A 19,952-nucleotide genomic window follows, 5' to 3' on the forward strand; every position below is an offset into this window, starting at 1 on the left:
CAAGGACGGTGTCATCGCTCGGCCTTGTGCGCAATTGCGCACTGGAGCGGGCGATCCAGTACGCCGCGGCAGTCATGTGAAGTATTGACGTCTCTGGAATACTGGATTCCCCGCCTACGCGGGGAATGACAGCGGAGGTGGTGGCGGGAGCTTCACGCCACGACAGCTCCTACTCCGCGATCATGCCATCATGCTCCTGTTTTGCCCGACGCAGCAATCGGTATCGCCTGCCGCGCAAGTCGCCTGCCACGTAAGTCATTGATCCCGCTATTGCCGGCTACTGTGCATGGGGTCGTTTTCGACATTTTGAGTCTCGGGGCGGTGCGCTCACATTCGCGTGCAGAAAAAATCCCTCTGCATCATCGCGGCCGCTTGAAAGATTAATCATGCGCGCTGCCGCACGCGCAGTGCTCGCATCGCTATTTTTCCGCACGTCTCGACACCTCCGACAACCCGCACCATCATTCCCGAACTGGAATGAATGACGGCCGCACGCGGCCGGGAGTGTGGAATGCAGCGTCGTGATTTTCTCAAACTCTCGATCGGAACCGCGGCCGCCGCTGCGTTCGCCTCGCCCGCACTTGCGCAAGGCGCGGTGAAGGAAATTCGTATCGGCTTTCAGAAGAACGGCGTGCTGGTCATCACGCGCCAGCAGGCCGCGCTGGAAAAACATTTCGCGCCGCTCGGCATCGAGGTGAAATGGGTCGAGTTCTCCTCGGGCCCGCCGACGATGGAAGCGATGAATGTCGGCAGCGTCGATTACGGCGCAGTCGGCGATTCCCCGCCGGTGTTCGCGCAGGCCGCTGGCGCCGCGATCGTCTATGCCGCGGGCCAGCCCATCACCAACGGCCAGGGCATTCTGGTGCCGAAGGATTCGCCGATCCGCGCCATCACCGAGCTGAAAGGCAAGCGCGTCGGTTTCACCAAAGGCTCGAGCGCGCACAACATCGTGGTGCAGACGCTGGAGAAGGCGGGCCTGGCCTATGCCGACATCACGCCGGTTTATCTGACGCCGCCGGACGCAGGCCCCGCCTTTGCCAATGGCAGCATCGAAGCCTGGGCGATCTGGGATCCGTACTTCGCGATCGGCGAGACCAGGCAGAACGGCCGCATCCTGATCAACGCGCGCGAGGTCACCAAGACCAATTCCTTCTACATCGCCAACCGCGACTTCGCGAAGAACCACGGCGCGATCCTGCAGCAGATCGTCGACGTCACCACCGCGACAGCCAGATGGGCCGAGCAGCATCGCGACGAAGTCGCGAAGTCTCTCGCCGCGGTGACCGGCATTCCGCTGGAGATCCAGACCATCGCGGCGAACCGGTCGTCCTTCGTCGTCGGCCCCGTCACCGACGACATCGTCGCGACCCAGCAGGGCGTCGCCGATCGCTTCTACAAGCTCGGCCTGATCCCGAAGCCGATCGCGATCCGCGACATCGTCTGGCGCAATCCGGCAGCCTGATCGTGCCGACCAGCCTTCCCACACACAGGGGTTTGAACATGAGGCGTATCATCCAGCGTCTGATCGCGGCCTTCGTGCTGTCGATCGGCATCGTCGCCGCCGCGGTCGGCACGTCCTACGGTCAGGACAAGGTGGTCCGCATCGGCTACCAAAAATACGGCAAGCTGGTGCTGCTCAAGAGCAAGGGCACGCTGGAGCCGAAGCTCGCCGCCGACGGCTACAAGGTGGTGTGGACCGAATTCCCCTCCGGACCGCCGCTGCTCGAAGCGCTCAATGTCGGCGCGATCGATTTCGGCAACACCGGTGAAGCCCCGCCGATCTTCGCGCAGGCCGCCGGCGCGCCGATCCAGTATGTCGCCTTTGAGCCGCCGGCCCCACAAGGCGAGGCGATCCTGGTGCCGAAGGACAGCCCGCTGAAATCGGTCACTGAGCTCAAGGGCAAGAAGGTCGCCCTCAACAAGGGCTCCAACGTCCACTACCTCCTGGTCAAAGCGCTGGAGAAGGCTGGCGTGAAATATTCGGAAGTTGAGCCGGTCTTCCTCGCGCCCGCCGATGCGCGCGCCGCCTTCGAGCGCGGCGCGGTCGATGCCTGGGTGATCTGGGATCCGTTCCAGGCCGCCGCGGAAGCGGCCACCGGCGCGCGCACGCTCGCTGATGGCACCGGCATCGTCGCCAACTACCAGTTCTATTTCTCCTCGAAAAAATTCCTCGATGCCAATTCGAAGATCGTCGACGTCGTGCTCGCCGAGCTCAGCACGGTCGACGACTGGGCCAAAGGCGACATTCATGCAGTGGCCGAGCAGCTTGCTCCGGCGATCGGATTGTCGGTGCCCGTGGTCGAAGTGGCGTTGAAGCGACAGTCCTACGGCATCAAGCCGATCACGGATGCCGTCATCGCCGACCAGCAGCAGGTGGCCGACGCGTTCTTCGCGCTGGGCCTGATCCCCAAATCCATCAAGATCTCCGACGTCGCTCGGAAGTCAGGATCGTGAGCAAAGTCATGAGCACGCAACCCAGCGCCAATATCCTCTGGTTCCTGCCGACCCACGGCGACGGCCGCTATCTCGGCACCGGCATCGGCGGCCGCGAGGTCAACTTCAACTATCTGCGCCAGATCGCGCAGGCGGCCGACCAGCTCGGCTATTTCGGCGTACTGTTGCCGACCGGGCGGTCCTGCGAGGATTCCTGGATCGTCGCCTCGTCAGTTGCGCCGTTCACCGAGCGGCTGCGCTACCTCGTCGCCGTCCGCCCCGGCCTGCAATCGCCTGGTGTCGCCGCGCGCATGACCGCGACGCTCGATCGCGTCACGGGCGGCCGGCTGCTCGTCAACGTCGTCACCGGCGGCGATCCCGTCGAGAACAAGGGCGACGGCATCTTCCTCGGCCATGACGAGCGCTACGAGGTCACCCGCGAATTTCTCAACGTCTATAGCGACCTGCTCGCCGGCAAGACCGTCAATGTCGAGGGCAAGCACATCCATGTCGAGGGCGGCAAGTTGTTGTTCCCGCCGGTGCAGTCGCCGCACCCGCCGCTTTATTTCGGCGGCTCGTCCGATGCCGGCATCGACGTCGCCGTCGATACCGTCGACAAATATCTCACCTGGGGCGAGCCACCGGCCCTGGTCGCCGAGAAGATTGCGAAGGTGAGGGCGGTCGCAAGCGCGCGGGGCCGAAAACTCTCCTTCGGCATCCGCCTTCATGTCATCGTTCGCGAGACCAACGAGGAAGCCTGGGGTGCCGCGAACGAGCTGATCAAGCATGTCAGCGACGACACCATCGCGCTGGCGCAGAAGAACTTTGCCCGCATGGACTCCGTCGGCCAGCAGCGAATGGCGCAGCTTCACGGCGGCAAGCGCGACAAGCTCGAGATCGCCCCGAACCTCTGGGCCGGCGTCGGCCTCGTGCGCGGCGGTGCCGGTACGGCGCTGGTCGGCGATGCCGAGACCGTCGCGGCCCGCATCAGGGAGTATCAGGACATCGGCATCGATACTTTCATCATGTCGGGCTACCCGCATCTGGAGGAGGCCTATCGCTTCGCCGAGCTGGTGTTCCCGCTGCTCGCGCTGGAGCAGCCCTCCAACGTGACCAAGCTGCACTTCAACGGCGGTCCGTTCGGCGAGACGGTCGGCAGCGACTTCCGTCCGCAACATCGGGTGTCGCAGTCATGAGCGTGATCGACAGCGTTTCACTTCCGCGCAGCTTTCGTTTGCCGCGGATCGACGGCCTGATCCAGTGGATCGTGCCGCTCGCCATCATCGCGATCTGGCAGGTCGCCAGCGTGACCGGCTTCGTGCCGACGCGGGTGCTGCCGGCCCCGAGCGACGTCCTGCTCGCCGGCTGGAAGCTGCTGCTCTCCGGCGAGCTCGTTCGCAACATCTGGGTTTCGTTCTGGCGCGCTTCGATCGGCTTTTTGATCGGCGGCAGCATCGGCTTCGCGTTCGGCCTCGCCAACGGCCTGTCGCAGCTCTCGGCCAAGCTCACCGACACCACCTTGCAGATGGTGCGGAACGTGCCGCATCTGGCGCTGATCCCGCTGGTCATCCTGTGGTTCGGCATCGACGAGAGCGCAAAACTGTTCCTGGTGGCGCTGGGCGTGTTCTTCCCGATCTACCTCAACACGCTGCACGGCATCCGCACCGTCGATCCGCAGCTGATCGAGATGGGCCGCATCTACGGCATGACCGACGGCGAATTGTTCCGCCGCGTGATCTTCCCGGGCGCGCTGCCGTCGATCTTCGTCGGCATCCGCTTCGCGCTCGGCATCATGTGGCTGACCCTGATCGTCGCCGAGACCATCGCGGCGTCCTCAGGCCTCGGCTACATGGCGATGCAGGCGCGCGAGTTCATGCTGATCGACGTCGTCGTGCTCTCGATCCTGATCTACGCCCTGCTCGGCAAGCTCGCCGACAGCGCCTCCCGCGTGCTGGAACGTTTGACGCTCTCCTGGCACCCCGCCTTCCAGAAAAATTGAGCAGAGATACTGAGAATCACATGCAGACAGCCGTTCGTAGCTCCCTTCCGGAAACCGAGCTCGCCAGCCGCGCCAATTTTGCGCCTCACGCCCGAATCGTGCGCGAGGCGCAGAGCAGCGGGCTGCCGCTCAGCATCCGGGGCTTGCGCAAATCCTTCGGTAGCAACGAAGTGCTGCGCGGCATCGATTTGCACATTCCCGCCGGCCAGTTCGTCGCCATCGTGGGAAAAAGCGGTTGCGGCAAGAGCACGCTGCTGCGCTTGATCGCGGGCCTCGACAAGATCGACGCCGGCAGCATCAGCTTCGGCCGGGACATTCAGCCAAAAGGCATCCAGCCCGAGGACATCCGCGTGATGTTCCAGGAGCCGCGGCTGTTGCCCTGGGCCCGCGTGCTGGGCAATGTCGAGGTCGGTCTCGGCCGCGATCGCGCCTCCACCGATGCGCATGCACGCGCCGAGAAGGCCTTGAGCGAGGTCGGCCTTGCCGACAAGCGCGACCAATGGCCCTCGGTGCTGTCGGGCGGACAGAAGCAGCGCGTCGCGCTGGGCCGGGCGCTGGTCTCGCGCCCGCGCGTGCTGGCCTTCGACGAGCCGCTCGGTGCGCTGGATGCGCTGACCCGGATCTCGATGCAGCGTCTTCTGGAGCGCGTCTGGCGCGACCAGGGCTTTACCGCGATTTTGGTCACCCATGACGTCGCCGAAGCCGTGGCGCTGGCGGATCGGGTGCTGGTGATCGAAGAGGGCCGCATCGCCCATGATGTCGTGGTTCAGGCAGGCCGGCCGCGCCAGCGCGGCTCGGCCGAGCTTGCGGGTCTGGAAGGCTCGATCTTGAGTCACCTGTTGTCGGCGGACGATCGTACCTAAATACAAGGGAACCCCGCCTCGGGAACCATGCCATGAATGTAGTGCCCCGCGATCTCATGACTGAAATCCCCGTCTCGTCCGCCGATTTCCGCGGCGCCATGCGCCACCTCACCGGCGGCGTCAGCGTCATCACCGCCGGGCGCGGCAAGGACGTCACCGGCATGACGGTGACCTCGGTGACCTCGCTGTCGGTCGAGCCGCCGACGCTGCTGGTCAGCATCAATCGTGATGCCTCGTCTTTCCCCTTGATCCGGCGGCACAGCGCCTTCGGTGTGAACATCCTCAATGCCGACCAGCTCGATGTCGCCGAACGCTTTGCCGGCAAGGGCGGGCTGAAGGGCGCTGACCGTTTCAAAGGCGCCAAATGGGTGACGGCGGTCTCGGGCGTTCCGCTGCTCGTCGGCGCGCTGTCGGCCTTCGATTGCGAGGTCGAGGAGATCGTGGAGCGGCATTCGCACGGCATCGTCATCGGCCGTGTCAGGGGCATCAGGAGCTCGACGCGGACCGCAGCGCTGGCCTATTGGCACGGCCAGTATGTGGCGGTCGACCAGGACGAGGACGTCGCGCGGCTTGCAGAAGTGAGCGTTCCCGCGCACGGCCGGCGCGGCCTTTGATCGCGCGGGCAGGCGGGCCGGAAGGCTGGCCTTTTCCCCCTCATCGCTCTAGAAGCGCCTGAGCCTCCCGTTTCGGGACGGCAATGGAGTGGATCGATGAAGCGCGTCGCGACCTTCGCGTTCTATGCCATCGGCGCGCTGGCGATCGCCTATCTCGCGCTCTACGCCTACGCGATGTACTCAGGCCAGCCCGTGATCATCCCCGGCGATCCCATCCACATCTTCCGCAAGCCGGACGCGCCGAGTTATTCGTGAGGCTCGGGAGGTCCGTAGGGTGGGCAAAGCGAAGCGTGCCCACGACTTCCATCCAGCGCAGATAAATCGTGGGCACGGCGCAAGTGCGCCTTTGCCCACCCTACGGCACCTTCATCACCCCCGCAAAATCGCCAGCGCCAGCGCCTGCGCGCGCGGCACGATGCTGTCGATCTCCAGATATTCCTCCGGCGTGTGCGCGAGGCCGCCAACCGGCCCGAGGCCGCAGATGGTCGGCGTTCCCACCGCGGCGGTGAAGCCGGAATCGGCGCAGCCGCCGGAGAATTCGCCCTGGAGCGTGGTGAGGCCGACCTGCTTTGCTGCGGCCTGATAGCCTTCGAACAGCGCCTTTGAATCCGCGCTCTGCACCACCGGCACGAACTCGCCCTTGATCGTCAGCGTCGCACTCGTGCCCGGCACGAAAGATTTCGCGACGATGGTCTCGATCGCTTCCATCACCCTCGCACGATCGGCCGGATCGACGTAGCGCAGGTCGATCTGGCCCTCGGCGTAAGGCGCCGTGGTGTTGACGGACTGTCCGCCCGAGACCAGGCCGACATTGAGCGTGATGCCCTTGTCGAGATCCGTGAGCGCGTGGATCTGCACGATCTTGTGCGCGAGTTCGCCGATCGCGCTGATGCCCGCGGCGAAATTGGCGCCGGAATGCGCGGCTTTGCCGGTGATAGCGAGATGCATGAAGATGCCGCCCTTGCGCCCCGTCACGATGTTGCCGGTGGGGCGGCCCGGCTCGGAATTGAACACGGCGCGGGCGGTGCGGCCTTCGCGCTCGATCACGGGCCGGGAGGAGGGCGAGCCGATCTCCTCGTCCGAAGTGATCAGCAACTTGATCGGATGCGGGTTGCCGCCGAATTTGTGGAAAGCGGTGGCCACGAAGATGTTCATCACGACGCCGGACTTCATGTCGGCGACGCCAGGCCCATAGGCGCGGCCGTCCTTGACCGTGAACGGGCGCCGCTCCGCCTCGCCCTTGCCGAACACGGTGTCGCGATGTCCCATCAACAGCACCGGCTTCTCGTTGCTGCCGGGTTTTGCGACGTCGGCATGGATGGCGTCGCCGAACGTGGCATTGGCCTCGCGCCGGAACGGAATGCCGTGCTCGGCAAAATGCCGCTCGAACCGCGCACCGACCGCATCGACGCCTTCCTTGTCATAGGATCCGGAATCGATGTTCACGACATCGCGCAGCAGATCGATCATCGCCTGCCGCTGCGATGCCAGCCAGTCCGTGATTTGAGCTTGAGACATGTGGTTCCTCGCGTGTTCTCACGCGGGGTTATAGGACCTTGCGCAGGGGCGGCCTAGTCGCTGGATGCGGTGCGGCCATGTGTTCGGTTCGGTAGCTCCCGTAGCCCGGATGAGCGAAGCGATATCCGGGGAAGCTGGCGAGCCGTCCCGCATGTCGCTCCGCTCATGCGGGCTGCGGCGTTCAAACAGGCAGGACTACCGGCTTGGCTCGGCCTTCGCCTCGGCACCGCGAAGCTGCGTCGCGACGACCAGGGCACCTATCTTTCGGCCCATGTCCTTGCCGACCTCGGTCGAGAACCGGTAGTGGAAGCCGGCGTAGATGCGGGCACTGGCGACTTCCTCGCTATAGTCCTGCAGCCGCGACCATCTGCGTGTGACCCCCGGTGCCGTCGGGCTGGTCAGGGAGAACTCGCCGAAATCTCCGACGACAGTCTGGAGCACGGTCGAAATCGCGGCCGAGACGATGCAGTGCGCGCAGGGATATTCCGGATGCATTGGCGTGTCCCCGAGCGGCAGCCAGGACGGATCGCGAGGCGTCGCGGCATTCGAGGTTAGATCGGCGTTGCGTATGGCCGTGATCGGACGCCAGAAATTGTAGTGATACTTGGCCTCGAACACGGCGACGATGGCATCGTTGCCGGTCATCGACGTCAAGGCGAACAGGCGGGCGCAGTCGACGAGATCCATTCCCTTGGCCAATGCCGCCTGCCTGACGATGGGATTGTAGGTACGGGCGCCGACGAAGAACCAGAAGCGGCCGATCGTCGTTTGCTCAGGCGTCCGGGTCAGGCTGCCGCGGCCGCCGACCTCGCGGATTTCGTTGACGTCCTTGGTCCAGACCTCTGAATCGAGCGCCGGTGGCGGTCCGGGACGGAATTGCGATCCCGACGCCATGACCCAGGGCGTCGTCGCGCCCGTGGTCTGGAACAACGGAACGGCGGTTGGAGCATAGACGCCCGCTGTGGTGAGGGGGCGGTAGGACTCCGGAGCGTTGCTGCCGTCGTTGGCGCGAAGCTGGATGATCTGCACCGCGGCGTCCTTCCCGAGCGCGATGCCGGCGATCTTGGACTCGCCCTCGGCAATCGGCGCCAGAGAGCTCGTCAGCGCCGAATCCAGATCGGGTTTGATATCCGGATAGATCGACAGCAGCACATCGTGAGCCGCAGCCGCCGCTGCGGCTTCCCGCGAGGTCGAACGCTCCGCGGACAACGCGAGCTTGTAGGGCGCGTAGCGGCGGTCGATCGCGTTGACAGCCTCGAACATCGCAACGTGCATCATGGACAGGACACGGCTGTGCGGCGCCGGAAGAATTTGCTTCTCGGCGGCGATCGCGTCGGCCTTTGCGTTCCAGTCCATGATCACGTCGGCGCGTGCGAGCGGCGCCGTGGCTGCGATCAGCGTTGCAATCAGCGATAAGCGGGAAATCGTCCACGAAGTGCATTTCATGGCGTGCCCTTTCGGTTGAAGGAGGTTCGCAAAACGCGGATGCGGCCCCTCGCCGGCATCCTGGCAAGCGGCCCCGGGACTCTAGCGATGTCGCGGCGTGTTGATTGTGAACTGCTTCACGCGCCGTACCTCCCGGCGTCGTCCGGCCTCTTACGCAGTTGCGCACGCGGCCGGGACGGCGCCAGCATAGCACCAACCCTTACTCCGCAAAGAAAATGCCCGGGGCTGACCCGGGCATCGCATCCTCAATCTTGTCAGAAGCCCTTACGCTCCTATCATCGGCATCCGTGGATACTCGCCCGGCGCTCCCGCCGGGGTGATCGGGATGCCGCCGTCGGAATATTCGTTGAGCTTGTTGCGCAGCGTGCGGATCGAGATGCCCAGGATGTTGGCGGCATGGGTCCGGTTGCCGAGGCAATGCTTCAGCGTCTCCAGGATCAGGTCGCGCTCGACGTCCGCAACCGTGCGGCCGACCAGAGCGCGCGTCACCTGCTCAGCGGCCATCGTGGCGTGCGCCACCGCCGGCGCGGTCTTGGCGAGGTCGAGGCGGTCGCCGTCCGGGGTGATGATGGCATCGGGGCCGATCTCGTCGCCCTGCGCCATCAGCACCGCGCGGTGTATGGTGTTCTCGAGCTCGCGGACGTTGCCCTGCCAGCGGTTGCTGGAAAGCACGCGGCGCGCGTCCGCCGAAATCGGGCGCATCGGCACGCCGTTGGCCTCGGCATATTTCTTCACGAAATGCTGGGCGAGCTCCAGAATGTCGGCGGGGCGTTCGCGCAGTGGCGGGATCTTCAGGTTCACGACGTTGAGGCGGAACAGGAGGTCCTCGCGGAACGTGCCTTCGCGCACCGCTTCCGCGAGGTTGCGGTTCGAGGTCGCGATGATGCGGATGTCGACCGGCACGGGCTTGGTGCCGCCGACGCGGTCGATCACGCGCTCCTGGATGGCGCGCAAGAGCTTGGATTGCAGGCGGACGTCCATCTCGGAGATTTCGTCGAGCAGCAGCGTGCCTCCGGTCGCCTCCTCGAACTTGCCGATGCGGCGCGCAACCGCGCCGGTGAAGGCGCCCTTCTCGTGGCCGAACAGCTCGGATTCCAGGAGATGCTCGGGGATCGCGGCGCAGTTGATCGAGATGAAGGGGCGCTTGGCGCGGGCCGAGCGGGTGTGGACGTAGCGGGCCAGCACTTCCTTGCCCGTTCCGGACTCGCCGGTGACCATCACCGAAGCGTCGGAGCCGGCGATCTGCTGCGCCAGCTTGATCACCTTCGCCATCGCCTCGTCGCGATAGACCAGCTCGCGGGAATCGTTGGCGACCGCGGCCAGCACGGCGGCGATCAGCTCCGGCTCCGGCGGCAGCGGGATGTATTCCTTGGCGCCGGCGTGGATCGCGGCGACCGCGGCGCGGGCGTCGTTGGTGATGCCGCAGGCGACGATCGGGGCGTGGATGTGCTCGGCCTCGAGCCGCATCACGAGGTCGCGGATGTCGAGGGCGACGTCGACCAGCAGGAGGTCGGCGCCCTTGCCGCCGCGCAGCACGCGCATGGCCTGCTCGTGGTCCTCGGCATGGGTCACGGTGGCGCCGTTGTCCATCGCGATCTTGGTGGCAGTGGTGAGCTGGCCCTTCAATGTGCCAACGATGAGAAGCCGCATGTCAGTCTCCTGTCCGTCTGGCCGCGCGCGCTATCAGCTGCGTTCGGTCTTGATGATTTCGGTCATGGTCACGCCGAGCTTGTCCTCGACCAGGACGACTTCGCCGCGGGCGACCAGCTTGTTGTTGACGTAGATGTCGATGGCCTCGCCGACGCGGCGGTCGAGCTCGAGCACGGTGCCGGGTCCGAGCTTCAACAGCTCGCTGACGTCCATCTTCGAGCGGCCGAGCACGGCCGAGACCTGCACGGGAACGTCGAACACCGCCTCGAGGTCGGCGGCGGCACGCGCCGCGTATTCGTCCTCGTTGTAGCCGACGTCCGTGCCGGTGGGCGGCATCGGGCCGTTGAGATCGGGCAGCGGGACCTGTCCGTCGGTGTCGCTCATGGCTTAGCTCCCCCTGCGGGACGCGACATAGCGTCCAACCATCTCGTCGATCTTGGCCGCGATGGCGCCGCGCTCTAGCACGACGCCGCCATCGGCCCATTCGATCCGGCAGTCGCCGGTCGCAATCTCCGGCTCGGCCAGGATCACCAGCCGTCCTTCGAAGCCGCTCTGCTTGGCGAGCCGCTCGATCTTCTCGCATGCGCTGTCGTAGAGCGCGTCGTTGATGCGGACCACCAGATGCGGCGTCGCGACCAGATGCGAGAAGCAGTCCTTGACCAGCGCGACGATCTCGCCGAGCGGCTCGGCGGCGACCAGGTCGGCGCACAGCTTGCGCGCGACCGCCACCGCGACGTCGACCGCCTCGGTTTCCATCTTGGATTCGATGTTGCCGATGCCGGATGCGATACCGCGGATGCCGATGTTGATCTCTTCCATGGCAAGCGCGACGCGGCGGTCGCTCTCGGCTTTGGCCTCCTGCTGGCCAGCGGCAAAGCCGTCCTGATAGGCGCGCGCCTCGGCTTCGGCGACCTTCTGGGCGATCTCCGCAGCGGTCGCGGCCTTCTCGCGCGTCGTCCGCTCGGGCGCCGCGAAGTCGGTATCGAACAGGAATTTTGCCGGAGCGCCCATCAATACACCAGCTCGTCGTCGGCGCGGTTCTTGGTCAGCATGATCTCGCCCTTGGCGGCGAGATCCTTGGCGAGGTTGACCAGCAGCGCCTGGGCCTCGTCGACGTCGCGCAGCCGCACCGGGCCCATCGCCGCCATGTCGTCCTGGAGCATCTTGGCGGCGCGCGAGGACATGTTGCCGAAGAAGAAGTTGCGGACGTCCTCGTTGGCGCTCTTGAGCGCGACGCCGAGCTTGTCCTTGTCGACGTTGCGCATCAACGTCTGGGCCGAGCCGGAATCCAGCTTCACGAGGTCGTCGAAGGTGAACATCAGCGCCTTGATGCGCTCGGCCGATTCGCGGTTGTCCTCTTCCAGCGAGGTGATGAAGCGGGTCTCGGTCTGGCGGTCGAAATTGTTGAAGATTTCCGCCATCACCTCGTGGGCGTCGCGGCGCCGGGTCTGGGACAGGTTGGACATGAATTCGGTGCGCAGGGTCTTCTCCACGCTCTCGATCACCTCCTTCTGCACCGCCTCCATCTTCAGCATGCGGTTGACGACATCGAGCGCAAGCTCCTCGGGGAAGATGCCGAGCACGCGCGCGGCATGCTCCGGCTTCAGCTTCGACAGCACCACCGCGATGGTCTGCGGGTATTCGTTCTTGAGATAGTTGGCGAGAACTTCTTCCTGCACGTTGGAGAGCTTCTCCCACATGTTGCGCCCCGCAGGACCGCGGATCTCGTCCATGATGCCGTTGACGCGCTCGGGTGCCAGATATTGCTGCAGCAGCCGCTCGGTGGCGTCGAAATTGCCCATCAGCGCGCCTGATGCCGACATGCGCGAGACGAATTCGAGCAGCATGTCCTCGACGGTGTCGACCTCGACGGTGCCGAGCGTCGACATCTCCAGCGAGAGCTGACGCACCTCGTCGTCGTCGAGCAGTCCCCAGATCTTGCCGCCATATTGCTCGCCGAGCGCCAGCATCAGGATCGCGGCGCGCTTCGGCCCCGACACCGTTTCGACCGGCGCGCCCGCGCGGGTGCCGGCACGCTGGCCGAGCGTGGAAATGACGCTGGTGATGTCGTTCGAGTTGGCGTTTTGCAGACTGGCGGCCATGTCAGATCACTTCTTGATTCACTTGGCGAGGGATCACTTGGTGTGGATTACTTGGTTGGTTCGGTCAGCCACTGGCGGATGATGGCGACGGTTTCGTTGGGGTTGCGCTCGGCGAGTTCGCCGACGCGATGAACGGACTGGGCGTGGACCTGGCCCTGGATGGTGGCGACGTCGATCGCGCTGGCGGCGCCGCTCGGCAGCAGTGCCTGGCCGGCCGGCGCGGTCTCTTCCGAGGCCGCCGGGCCGGCGAGCACGCCGGAGATGGCGGCGGCGACTTCGTCGGAGGCCAGGATGCGCTTGACCAGCGGGCGGATCACCAGGAACAGCACGATCAGGCCGAGCAGCATCATCACGCCGAGCTCGACGAAGTACATGACGTCGTCTTTGGTGAACTGGAGCATGCCGAGGAAGCCGCCGGGCTCGCCGATCGGGGCAGTGGAGGGCGCATCCGCAAAGCGCAGATTGACGACCTCGACCTGGTCGCCGCGCTTCTGGTCGAAGCCGATCGCCGAGCGCACCAGCGTGGCGATGCGGTCGAGCTGCTCCTTGGTGCGGTCCTGATAGGCCAGCTCGCCCTTGTCGTTCTTGGAGTAGATGCCGTCGACCAGCACCGCGACCGAGATGCGGTTGACCCGGCCGGCCTCGGTCACTTCGGTCTTGGTGGTGCGGGAGATCTCGTAATTGTTGGTCTCTTCGGACTTCTTGCTCTGGTCCTTGGCCGCGACGCCGTTGTTCTGCTGGTTGCCGGGCAGCTCGTTGTTGACGGTGACCTGGCCGTTGTTGTCGGCGGTCATGCTCTGCTCTTCGCGGGTCTGGCTCGAGCGCAGCACGCGGCCCTCGGGGTCGAACTTGTCCGAGGTCTGGGTGATCTTGTTGAAGTCGAAATCGGCGGAGAGCTGGACGCGGGCGCGGCCCGAGCCGACCACGGAGGAGACGATGTCCTCGACCTGCTTGCGCATCCGCTTCTCGAAGGAGATGCGGCGCTCGTCGCCGACCGCCTGCTCCGGATCGGTGGCGGCGCCGTCGGCGAGCAGCTGGCCGGCCTCGTCGACGATCGAGACCCGCTGCGGCTTCAACCCGTTGACGGCGGAGGCGACGAGGTGGCGGATGGCGCGGATCTGCTGGGCTTCCAGCGAGCCGCGGACGCGGACCACGATCGAGGCCGACGGCTCCGGCGCCTCGCGCGCAAACAGTGGGCGCTCGGGCAGCACCAGATGGACGCGGGCGGCCTGGATGCGGTCGATGGCGCGGATGGTGCGGGCGAGCTCGCCTTCCAGCGCGCGGAGGTGATTGATGTTCTGGACGAAGGAGGTGGTGCCGAGCGCGTCCGACTTGTCGAACACCTCGTAGCCGACGCCACCGCCCTTGGGCAGGCCGCCCTCGGCGAGCTTCATCCGCAGGCGCGTGACCTTGTCCTTGGGCACCATGATGATGCTGCCCTCGTTGCGGATCTCGAACTGGATGCCCTGACGCTCCAGGTCTTTGATAATGCCGGAGGAATCCTCGACGCTGAGGTCGGTGAACAGCGTCGTCATCTGCGGCGTGGTGACGCGCATGATGACGAACGCGAAAAAGCCGACGAGCGCGGCGGTGACCGCGATCATCGCCCCGAACCGGGCGGCGCCGATACTCTTCAAAAAGTCCGCAAGACCTTGCAAGCAACCGCCCCAACAGATTCGGCCGCTTTCACCGGAAAGGCCGACTGGGCAATTATTGCCTAGGTGATGGTTTCGATATGGTTAACGAAGGTTAAGAGGTCGGACAAAAGTCGCGCAAAGGGCGGATATGAAAAAAATCGGCCTCGCTGGGCGAGGCCGATTTTCGTCAAAAGCCGCAGATTTCCGGATCGCCTACTGGCGATATTGCTGGATGCGGGTGGTGCGAAGACCCGCCAGACCATGCTGGTCGATGGAAAACTGCCAGGAGAGGAATTCGTCGACCGTTAGGGTATAACGGCTACAGGCCTCCTCGAGCGAGAGAAGTCCACCACGGACGGCGGCGACGACTTCGGCCTTGCGGCGGATGACCCAGCGTTTGGTGCCGGGTGCAGGCAGATCCGCGATCGTCAACGGACTGCCGTCCGGCCCGATGACGTATTTTACCCTCGGGCGATGGGGTTCTGTCATGGCGTACTCACAAACTCTCAACCACTGAACTCACGCCCGTAACCCTACGCCCGGCGGCTTAAAAATCCGCTAAGCCTAAGGCTTCAATACAATTCTCGTTGAAAATGGCTGGAACGGCGCCGTGTCGGCCGGCGGAACGGTGGAATCCGGGCCGGTCGAGGGGGTCTTCGTAAATACTTTACTAAGGAATGGAGCCGCAGCGGGCTCTCTAGCCGTCGTCCCGGGGGCGGGCACAGCGCGAGGACCCATACCCCAGGAAGTAGCTTGACGAGGCCTCGGGGTTACGACCTCAGGCGAAAACGACTTGCTGTGGCTATGGATCCCCGCCCCCGGTGCGCAATGGCGCACTAGGCGGGGATGACACCTGTACGTGGTGAGCGCGGCGCGCCCCTTTAATTGCTGCTGGTGGCGATGATGCTCTTCACCTGGCTCAGGGTGTAGCTGGCGCCGTCGATGGTGAGCAGGGGCGGCGACTGGGTCAGGTCGACCGACGACACGACGCCCTGCACCTGGGCGGCGATGCCGACATTGTTGTTCGCCACGTCCTTGCCCGTCGCCGTGATCGTATACTTGCCGTCGGGCCATTGCGTGCCGTCATTGCCCATGCCGTTCCAGGTGAAGGGAATGTCGGTGCCGGCGGCGGCGGTATATTTGCCGGTGAACACGGTCTGGCCGCTGGCATTGGCGACGGTGATGTCGACGGTGGAGTCGGTCGGCACGTTGAGATGCCAGGTGGCTGTCGACTTGGTCATGGACGCGGTCGAGCCGTCGACCAGGGCGGTCTTGCCGACGAAGCCCAGCGCCTGGGTCGCCTGCGTGGTCTGCTGCAGGGTGACGAGCTGCGACAGCGCATCGTTGGTCTTGAGCTGCTGCTCGACGCCGGCGAACTGCACCAGCTGCTGTGTGAACTGGTTGGTGTCGAGCGGATCCAGCGGGTTCTGGTTCTGCAGCTGCGTGGTCAGCAGCGTCAGGAAGGTCTGGAAGTTGCCGGCGAGCGTCGATCCCGTGGTCGAGCTCAGCGAGTTCGACGAGGAGGATTTCGGGAGGTCGGTCGTCCCGGAGACGACAGCAGGAGCGGTAGCGCCAGTCGTGGTGGTCATGTCGGATACTCCTTTACACTCTGATGTCGACGCCGCTGCTCGGCCCGTACATGCGGCCATAGCCGCGCCCGGCGGGTGCGGCAGCAGCGGTGTCGTCCTCGCTGATGATCAGCCGGCGGGCATTGCCGCCATTGTCGTTGTTCTGGCCGGAGTTCTGGCCCGACGAATTCTGGTCGCGCAGGCTGAAGGACAGCCCGTTGCTGCCGGACTTGAGGCCGGCATCGTCGAGCGCACGCTGCAATTGCGACGCGTCCTGGCGCAGCATCTGCAGCGTCTCCGGCTTCTCCACCGTGAGATGCGAGGTGACGTTGCCGTTGCGGTCGACATTGATGCGGACGTCGATGCGGCCGAGCTCGGCCGGGTCGAGGCTGATGTCGAAGCGGGACTTGCCGGAGCGGATGGCGGCCGCGATCTCAATCGGCACGCCGTTGATCGGCACCGCCGTCGCACTGGCCGCGGTCGCGGTCAGCGTCGCGGTCGAAGTCGAGTTCGTGTTGGTCAGCGGCGCCTGCATCGCGGAGGCGGCCTGCGCGCTGGTGTCGGCGGTGTTGAAAGCGGCCTGCGCATTGGCATGGGCCTGGGCGGCCGGTGCGGCCGGGATCGCGTCGGGCGTACGGTCCGCTGCGCCGGGCTTCGCCTCGGTCGCGCTGCCATCTGCCTGCGGCTTGGCGCTTTGCGCATGCGCGGCGGCATTGGCGGTCGCAGCGCCCGGCGCTTGCGTCGGGGCGGCGTTCGCCGCGCCGGCGTCCTGGCCGATATTGGAGACGTCGGACTGTCCTTGCGCGGTGACGACGGCGGCCTGGAACGAGGTCTTCGGCGTGCCCTGGTTGACGGGGATCAGCCCGCCGTTCGCCTTGGCGTCGGTCGTGGCCCCGTCGGTTGCTCCGGTCGCGGCATCGGCCAGCGTCGCGGTGGTGTCGGCATCGACCTTGGCGCCGGCGGTCTTGGCGCTCTTGTCGGCGGGCGTGGCGGTGTCGGTCTTGGTGCCCGCGATCTGCGCCGCGGTCGAAGCGCTGGCGGCGATGCCGGCGGCGGCGATCGTCAGCGGCGAGGCGGTGGCGGCCTGGTTCGCAGCCGCGTTGGGATCGGCCGGGACGACCGGCGCGGCAACCACGATCGCGTTCGGATCGGGCATGGCCTGTGCCGCGTCGGCCGGCGCCGTTGCTGCGGCATCGACGGCGGCGGTGAGCGTGTCGGTGCCCTCGGTCTGGTCGTCCTTGGTCTTCTCGGATGCATCGGCCGATTTGGCGTCTGACGCCTCGGACTTGTCCTTGACCTTGTCCTTGGCCGTGCCGGCGTCCTTGGCCGCATCCGTGGTCGTGTCGTTTGCCTTGTCGTCCGTCTTGTCGTTCCTGGCGGGCGCGGATGTGTCGGTGTCGTCGCTCGCCCTGCTCTGCGAGGATTGATCCGTGGACGAGGTGTCGCGCGGGCCCTTGTCCGCGGAGGACGAATCGTTCCGCCGCGGCGCGCTATCCTGGGCCTGCGAGGCCGCATTGGTGTTGATCGCCTGGGTGTTGCTGTCGACCAGCGACCCGAAGGAGTCGTTCGCGGACGGCTCCCTGGTGCTCTGCGACCGCGCAGGCTTTTGCTGCGCGCTGGAAACTTGCACGCTGGCCACGACATCTGACGTACGACTGACCACAGGCGACCCCTTGGAAACATCTTCGGCATCAGGGGAGCAAGGAGCGGGCCAGTGCCCTTCCTGGTATATTTTTATAGCAAAATCAATATCTTATAGATTCGAGCCCGTCGCCGCAGGGCCCGCTGCGACCCCGCCATTTCTGCCTCCCCGGCAAGAATTGCCCTAAGCTGGCCGCCCCCGTGATTGCTTCACCGGAACGCCGCCTATATTAAAGAGGTTACTCTCAGCCGCTTTCGACCGGGCAGTCGTGCCTTGCGGGAACTAAAGTTCCCGGGGATCGACGACGTCCCGCGAGAAGCATGAAATCGCGGATCGCCGCACGCCGCCGTCACAACCCTTAAGGCCCATGCTCAACAGTCTGGATCTCGAAGGCCGTCCTGAGGACACCAGGGTCGTCGTCGCCATGTCGGGCGGCGTCGATTCGTCGACGACGGCTGCGCTCTTGAAGGCGGAAGGCTACGACGTCGTCGGCATCACGCTGCAGCTCTACGACCATGGCGCGGCGACCCACCGCAAGGGCGCCTGCTGCGCCGGCCAGGATATCCACGACGCCCGCGACGTCGCGGCAAAGCTCGGCATTCCCCATTACGTGCTCGACTACGAGGATCGTTTTCGCGAGTCCGTCATCGACAATTTCGCCGACAGCTACGCGCTCGGCGAGACGCCGGTGCCGTGCATCGAGTGCAACCGCAGCGTCAAATTCCGCGACCTCCTGAAGACCGCGCGCGAGCTCGGCGCGCAGGCGCTCGCCACCGGCCATTACGTCGCCTCGCGCCGCCGCGAAGACGGCTCGCGCGCGCTGGTCTGCGCCGCCGATGCCGACCGCGACCAGAGCTATTTCCTGTTTGCGACCACGCAGGAGCAGCTCGACTTCCTGCGCTTCCCGCTCGGCGACATGACCAAGCCCGAGACGCGCGAACTCGCGCGCCGCTTTGGCCTCAGCGTCGCCGACAAGCACGACAGCCAGGACATCTGCTTCGTGCCGACGGGCCGCTACACCGACATCATCACGCGCCTGCGTCCGAATGCGATGGACCCCGGCGACATCGTCGATCTCGATGGACGCGTGCTCGGCCGGCACAATGGCATCGCCAATTTCACCGTCGGCCAGCGCCGCGGCCTCGGCATCGCGGCTCACGCGCCGCTGTTCGTGGTGCGGTTGGAGGCCGCCACCCGCCGCGTCGTCGTCGGCCCCCGCGATGCGCTGAAGATGCACCGCATCTCCTTGCGCGACGTCAACTGGATCGGCGGCGGCGACATCGACCGCGCCATCGGCGCCGGCCTCGAATTGTTCGTGCGCGTGCGTTCGACCCGCGCGCCGCAGCCGGCATGGCTGCGCGGCAGCGATGGTCATTACGAGGTTGAGCTCGTCGCCGGCGAGGAGGGCGTCTCGCCCGGCCAGGCCTGCGTGTTCTACGACGCGCCCAGTGGGCAGGCGCGCGTCCTCGGCGGCGGCTTTATTCAAAGCGCCGCCGCGAAAGTCGCGAGCGACATGGCAAGGCCGCTGGTGGAAGCCGCGCGCGGCTGAGCGAGATGATGACATCAGGCACGACCGGTTGGGCTGGGTTCACCTCTCCCCGTGGGGAGAGGTGAAGTAAGGGCAGGGGGCATGGCAGCAGACATCTCGCGGGCCGGGGTCGAGAAGGCCTATGGCCGCTGGGCGCCGGTCTATGATCTCGTGTTCGGCAAGGTGTTCGACGCCGGACGGCAGTCGACCATCGCGGAGGCCGACCGCATCGGCGGCCGCATCCTCGACGTCGGCGTCGGCACCGGCCTCTCGCTGTCGGACTATTCGCGCACCACGAAAATCTGCGGCGTCGACATCTCCGAGCCGATGCTGCGCAAGGCGCAGGCGCGCGTGCGTGCGCTACGCCTTTCCAATGTCGAGGTGCTCTCGGTGATGGATGCGAAAAACCTCGCCTTCCCCGAAAACTTCTTCGACGCGGTGGTGGCGCAATATGTCATCACCGCCGTGCCCGATCCCGAAGGCACGCTCGACGAGTTCGTGCGCGTGCTCAAGCCCGGCGGCGAGCTGATCCTCGTCAACCACATCGGCGCCGAAACTGGCCCGCGCAAACTGTTCGAGCTAGCCTTCGCGCCCGTCGCCCGCCGCCTCGGCTGGCGCCCGGAATTCCCGTGGGCCCGCCTCGAGGGCTGGGCCGCCAGGCACGGCGGCGTCACGCTCGCCGAGCGGAGGCCGATGCCGCCGATGGGCCATTTCTCGCTGATCCGCTACGTAAAGTCATAATCGCGACCGCTGCGGCCGTGTGTCGCTCAGTGCGATCGCATTCGAGAGCAGCTTCCCGCGGCACATCCTTCGAGACGCCCGCCTTTGGCGGGGCCTCAGCATGAGGGCGGAGTGCGCGGTAGCAGCTACACTGGTTGAGCCTCATCCTGACGTGACCGAGAAGCGGTCGTCTCGACGGACGAGGCGCTTGCTCAATCGTTCCCCCGATCAC

General features: G+C 65.7%; 19 protein-coding genes. 9 read left to right on the forward strand and 10 right to left on the reverse strand.

Annotated features, from left to right (window positions below; all coding sequences use genetic code 11):
• The first annotated feature begins 511 nt into the window (after positions 1-511).
• The 7 genes from CV770_RS12935 to CV770_RS42555 all read left to right on the forward strand — a co-directional run bounded on the left by CV770_RS12935 (position 512) and on the right by CV770_RS42555 (position 6,164).
• Positions 512-1,462, forward strand: a complete 951-nt coding sequence (locus tag CV770_RS12935; RefSeq protein WP_104462606.1) for a sulfonate ABC transporter substrate-binding protein — start codon at positions 512-514, stop codon at positions 1,460-1,462.
• Positions 1,463-1,500: 38 nt separating this feature from the next.
• Complete coding sequence (locus CV770_RS12940; RefSeq protein ID WP_104462607.1) at positions 1,501-2,454, forward strand: sulfonate ABC transporter substrate-binding protein; 954 nt, start codon at positions 1,501-1,503, stop codon at positions 2,452-2,454.
• A gap of 8 nt (positions 2,455-2,462) precedes the next feature.
• Positions 2,463-3,629 carry an FMNH2-dependent alkanesulfonate monooxygenase gene (gene ssuD, locus CV770_RS12945; protein ID WP_104462624.1) on the forward strand — a complete coding sequence of 389 codons (1,167 nt, stop codon included), beginning with the start codon at positions 2,463-2,465 and terminating at the stop codon, positions 3,627-3,629.
• On the forward strand, positions 3,626-4,432 hold the full coding sequence (gene ssuC, locus CV770_RS12950; RefSeq protein WP_104462608.1) for an aliphatic sulfonate ABC transporter permease SsuC: 807 nt from the start codon (positions 3,626-3,628) through the stop codon (positions 4,430-4,432). The genes ssuD and ssuC overlap by 4 nt, the downstream gene beginning before the upstream one ends.
• A gap of 20 nt (positions 4,433-4,452) precedes the next feature.
• On the forward strand, positions 4,453-5,295 hold the full coding sequence (locus tag CV770_RS12955; protein WP_104462609.1) for an ATP-binding cassette domain-containing protein: 843 nt from the start codon (positions 4,453-4,455) through the stop codon (positions 5,293-5,295).
• Positions 5,296-5,327: 32 nt separating this feature from the next.
• Positions 5,328-5,909, forward strand: coding sequence for a flavin reductase family protein (locus tag CV770_RS12960; protein ID WP_091956513.1), 582 nt, complete (start codon positions 5,328-5,330; stop codon positions 5,907-5,909).
• A 96-nt stretch (positions 5,910-6,005) separates the two neighbouring features.
• Entirely contained in the window at positions 6,006-6,164 is a 159-nt protein-coding gene (locus CV770_RS42555) for a hypothetical protein (protein ID WP_165637304.1), read from the forward strand.
• Positions 6,165-6,278: 114 nt separating this feature from the next.
• Here the strand turns inward: CV770_RS42555 and CV770_RS12965 are convergent, their stop codons facing one another.
• The 10 genes from CV770_RS12965 to CV770_RS13010 form a co-directional block, all read right to left on the reverse strand.
• Positions 6,279-7,427, reverse strand: coding sequence for a M20 family metallopeptidase (locus CV770_RS12965; protein ID WP_104462610.1), 1,149 nt, complete (start codon positions 7,425-7,427; stop codon positions 6,279-6,281).
• Between the two features lie 195 nt (positions 7,428-7,622).
• Positions 7,623-8,873 (reverse strand): vanadium-dependent haloperoxidase, encoded by a 1,251-nt coding sequence (locus CV770_RS12970; RefSeq protein ID WP_104462611.1) that lies wholly within the window; start codon positions 8,871-8,873, stop codon positions 7,623-7,625.
• A 264-nt stretch (positions 8,874-9,137) separates the two neighbouring features.
• Entirely contained in the window at positions 9,138-10,523 is a 1,386-nt protein-coding gene (gene flbD / locus CV770_RS12975) for a sigma-54-dependent transcriptional regulator FlbD (protein ID WP_104462612.1), read from the reverse strand.
• A gap of 33 nt (positions 10,524-10,556) precedes the next feature.
• Entirely contained in the window at positions 10,557-10,907 is a 351-nt protein-coding gene (fliN, locus tag CV770_RS12980; protein ID WP_018318401.1) for a flagellar motor switch protein FliN, read from the reverse strand.
• Between the two features lie 3 nt (positions 10,908-10,910).
• The gene (locus CV770_RS12985; protein ID WP_091956517.1) at positions 10,911-11,534 is read right to left on the reverse strand and encodes a FliH/SctL family protein; all 624 of its coding nucleotides are present in this window, start codon (positions 11,532-11,534) and stop codon (positions 10,911-10,913) included.
• On the reverse strand, positions 11,534-12,625 hold the full coding sequence (gene fliG / locus CV770_RS12990; RefSeq protein ID WP_091956518.1) for a flagellar motor switch protein FliG: 1,092 nt from the start codon (positions 12,623-12,625) through the stop codon (positions 11,534-11,536). The genes CV770_RS12985 and fliG overlap by 1 nt, the downstream gene beginning before the upstream one ends.
• Before the next feature lie 47 nt (positions 12,626-12,672).
• Positions 12,673-14,283, reverse strand: a complete 1,611-nt coding sequence (fliF, locus tag CV770_RS12995; RefSeq protein ID WP_091956519.1) for a flagellar basal-body MS-ring/collar protein FliF — start codon at positions 14,281-14,283, stop codon at positions 12,673-12,675.
• A gap of 192 nt (positions 14,284-14,475) precedes the next feature.
• The gene (sciP, locus tag CV770_RS13000) at positions 14,476-14,751 is read right to left on the reverse strand and encodes a CtrA inhibitor SciP (RefSeq protein WP_002714638.1); all 276 of its coding nucleotides are present in this window, start codon (positions 14,749-14,751) and stop codon (positions 14,476-14,478) included.
• 392 nt (positions 14,752-15,143) lie between these two features.
• The gene (locus CV770_RS13005) at positions 15,144-15,851 is read right to left on the reverse strand and encodes a flagellar hook assembly protein FlgD (protein ID WP_091956520.1); all 708 of its coding nucleotides are present in this window, start codon (positions 15,849-15,851) and stop codon (positions 15,144-15,146) included.
• Between the two features lie 13 nt (positions 15,852-15,864).
• Complete coding sequence (locus CV770_RS13010) at positions 15,865-17,493, reverse strand: flagellar hook-length control protein FliK (protein ID WP_104462613.1); 1,629 nt, start codon at positions 17,491-17,493, stop codon at positions 15,865-15,867.
• Between the two features lie 346 nt (positions 17,494-17,839).
• On the opposite strand from CV770_RS13010, the gene mnmA reads away from it, so the two are divergent.
• The gene (gene mnmA / locus CV770_RS13015) at positions 17,840-19,021 is read left to right on the forward strand and encodes a tRNA 2-thiouridine(34) synthase MnmA (protein WP_104462614.1); all 1,182 of its coding nucleotides are present in this window, start codon (positions 17,840-17,842) and stop codon (positions 19,019-19,021) included.
• 81 nt (positions 19,022-19,102) lie between these two features.
• Entirely contained in the window at positions 19,103-19,741 is a 639-nt protein-coding gene (locus CV770_RS13020) for a class I SAM-dependent methyltransferase (protein WP_104462615.1), read from the forward strand.
• The last annotated feature ends 211 nt before the right edge of the window (positions 19,742-19,952 follow it).

The sequence above is a fragment of the Bradyrhizobium sp. AC87j1 genome (assembly GCF_002936975.1).
In the GTDB taxonomy this organism is placed as follows: domain Bacteria; phylum Pseudomonadota; class Alphaproteobacteria; order Rhizobiales; family Xanthobacteraceae; genus Bradyrhizobium; species Bradyrhizobium shewense.

Excerpts from the sequence above, each read along its gene's own strand:
- CV770_RS12935 (WP_104462606.1), top strand. The coding sequence starts at position 512 with ATGCAGCGTCGTGATTTTCTCAAACTCTCGATCGGAACCGCGGCCGCC.
- CV770_RS12940 (WP_104462607.1), top strand. The coding sequence starts at position 1,501 with ATGAGGCGTATCATCCAGCGTCTGATCGCGGCCTTCGTGCTGTCGATC.
- ssuD (WP_104462624.1), top strand. The coding sequence starts at position 2,463 with ATGAGCACGCAACCCAGCGCCAATATCCTCTGGTTCCTGCCGACCCAC.
- ssuC (WP_104462608.1), top strand. The coding sequence starts at position 3,626 with ATGAGCGTGATCGACAGCGTTTCACTTCCGCGCAGCTTTCGTTTGCCG.
- CV770_RS12955 (WP_104462609.1), top strand. The coding sequence starts at position 4,453 with ATGCAGACAGCCGTTCGTAGCTCCCTTCCGGAAACCGAGCTCGCCAGC.
- CV770_RS12960 (WP_091956513.1), top strand. The coding sequence starts at position 5,328 with ATGAATGTAGTGCCCCGCGATCTCATGACTGAAATCCCCGTCTCGTCC.
- CV770_RS42555 (WP_165637304.1), top strand. The coding sequence starts at position 6,006 with ATGAAGCGCGTCGCGACCTTCGCGTTCTATGCCATCGGCGCGCTGGCG.
- CV770_RS12965 (WP_104462610.1), bottom strand. The coding sequence starts at position 7,427 with ATGTCTCAAGCTCAAATCACGGACTGGCTGGCATCGCAGCGGCAGGCG.
- CV770_RS12970 (WP_104462611.1), bottom strand. The coding sequence starts at position 8,873 with ATGAAATGCACTTCGTGGACGATTTCCCGCTTATCGCTGATTGCAACG.
- flbD (WP_104462612.1), bottom strand. The coding sequence starts at position 10,523 with ATGCGGCTTCTCATCGTTGGCACATTGAAGGGCCAGCTCACCACTGCC.
- fliN (WP_018318401.1), bottom strand. The coding sequence starts at position 10,907 with ATGAGCGACACCGACGGACAGGTCCCGCTGCCCGATCTCAACGGCCCG.
- CV770_RS12985 (WP_091956517.1), bottom strand. The coding sequence starts at position 11,534 with ATGGGCGCTCCGGCAAAATTCCTGTTCGATACCGACTTCGCGGCGCCC.
- fliG (WP_091956518.1), bottom strand. The coding sequence starts at position 12,625 with ATGGCCGCCAGTCTGCAAAACGCCAACTCGAACGACATCACCAGCGTC.
- sciP (WP_002714638.1), bottom strand. The coding sequence starts at position 14,751 with ATGACAGAACCCCATCGCCCGAGGGTAAAATACGTCATCGGGCCGGAC.
- CV770_RS13005 (WP_091956520.1), bottom strand. The coding sequence starts at position 15,851 with ATGACCACCACGACTGGCGCTACCGCTCCTGCTGTCGTCTCCGGGACG.
- mnmA (WP_104462614.1), top strand. The coding sequence starts at position 17,840 with ATGCTCAACAGTCTGGATCTCGAAGGCCGTCCTGAGGACACCAGGGTC.
- CV770_RS13020 (WP_104462615.1), top strand. The coding sequence starts at position 19,103 with ATGGCAGCAGACATCTCGCGGGCCGGGGTCGAGAAGGCCTATGGCCGC.